This window comes from Paenibacillus rhizoplanae (assembly GCF_042684125.1).
Lineage (GTDB): Bacteria > Bacillota > Bacilli > Paenibacillales > Paenibacillaceae > Paenibacillus_AQ > Paenibacillus_AQ rhizoplanae.
Genome location: NZ_JBHUKY010000099.1, coordinates 1 through 1,642 on the forward strand (window position 1 = coordinate 1; position 1,642 = coordinate 1,642).

A 1,642-nucleotide genomic window follows, 5' to 3' on the forward strand; every position below is an offset into this window, starting at 1 on the left:
CCAATGTCATTAAGATAAGCTCAAAGATAAGTTTGGAATTAAAAACGGAATCCAAAACGGTATGGGGAAAAGCCCTATGCCGTTTGTTTTGGGTGTAAGGAAGGAAAAAGCGCATAGCAAACAAAGCGGATGGAAGATCCACTTAAAAAAATGTTCATGCGAACCGAATTATGCTACTCTGTAGACGAAGCTAATGGCGGATTTGCTACGTATTCTGCGTGTATTCCTTTGCCCAGGACGGGTGAGACGAATCGGCAAAATATTTTTGCGAATCAAAGCTTCCACATCAGGCGGGGGTCCATCGCCCTTGGAACGCAGGAAATGTCTACAGACGTGAACGGCCACCGTGAAGTTGACTTGGTAGAGGTGCCGTTTATCCTTTTGGGAAATGACTACGTGCGAGGTAATCATTTCAGCGAAGTTGTAGAGGATCATTCTTGCGAATATCTCTTGGGTAATGGACTCTTGCTTTTTTGCGTGAAAATGGGTCAAACCAATGGTGTATTTCAAAGCCCGGAAAGAGGTCTCAATGCCCCATCGCAGGTGATACAGATCCCGGAGTTCATCCGGTGAGAATTCAGCAGTAGACAGATTGGTAATGACGGTTTCATAATCACCACTTTGCAGGAGGAAACGAACCACCCGAAAGGAAATGGGGTAAAACAAGTTCTCCTCCATGTCCAGAAAATCAAAGCTAGAGGTAGCCGGAAGAACTTTATAGATTTCGGGGCGATTCCTGAACTCTTTTGTTTGTTTTTTAGTCAGCGTCAGATGAATCTCCTGATCAAACGCTCCGTCCAAGGTCAAGTGCAAACCCGAAAGAATACCATTCGAATGCAAATCCTTGACGCGTATGACGTAATTCCATCCTTTCCGTTCCAGATGTGCGAACGTATTATAGCTTTCAAATCCTCGATCCCCCGTCACAAGGACGTTACCCTGAATGGGGGAGCGATCCACCATTGTGGCCAGCGCCCTTCCTTCGTTGCGGAACTTTCGAGGTTGAACAATGGCATCCACATAAAGCCGGTTACAGAGGTCATAGGCTGCGTTCAAGTGCAGAAGGTTAAAGCCTTTCGAGTGGGGCTGACTTTGAGAATAGGTCAACGGGTCCGTAGGATCTGTTGCGATATGCAGATCGGAACCATCAATGGCCAATAATCGATAGCCTCGATAATCCTTGAATTCCGTTTGGGACGCTGTAAAGGTGTGAAACAAAGATTCTACCGCAGACGGCAAGATTTTATTGCGTTGCTGAACAAAAGCAGAAGAAGTTGCGGTGTTGACATCATAGCCCTGTGATTCCAGCAGTTCCTTATAGAGACTGTTCCCCCCCATGAAGATCAGGGTCTGCATGACCGTTTCAAAGGAGAGTTTCTTCGTTCGGGTAAAATCTTTCCCTGGTTTTTTGACATAAGGTGCGGGGGCAGCCGCCATCTCTCGGATGAGAGATGTCAGTCTGTCTTTCAGCGAATTAGCAAAAGTATTCATTGGTGAAACCTCCTCGTTTTTTCAAGGGGCTTCGCCACACATTTTTAACGGATTGTCAAGATTTTTTTGTACAGAAAAAGAGCAGGCTATCTTTTCGATAACCTGCTCTTTTGTTGTTTTTTGACTCTGCATCTTAACTTAATGACATTGG

General features: G+C 45.4%; 1 protein-coding gene. It reads right to left on the reverse strand.

Annotated elements, in window-relative coordinates; all coding sequences use genetic code 11:
* Positions 1-168: 168 nt before the first annotated feature.
* Positions 169-1,491 carry an IS4 family transposase gene (locus tag ACFSX3_RS31025; protein WP_209994895.1) on the reverse strand — a complete coding sequence of 441 codons (1,323 nt, stop codon included), beginning with the start codon at positions 1,489-1,491 and terminating at the stop codon, positions 169-171.
* Positions 1,492-1,642: the final 151 nt, after the last annotated feature.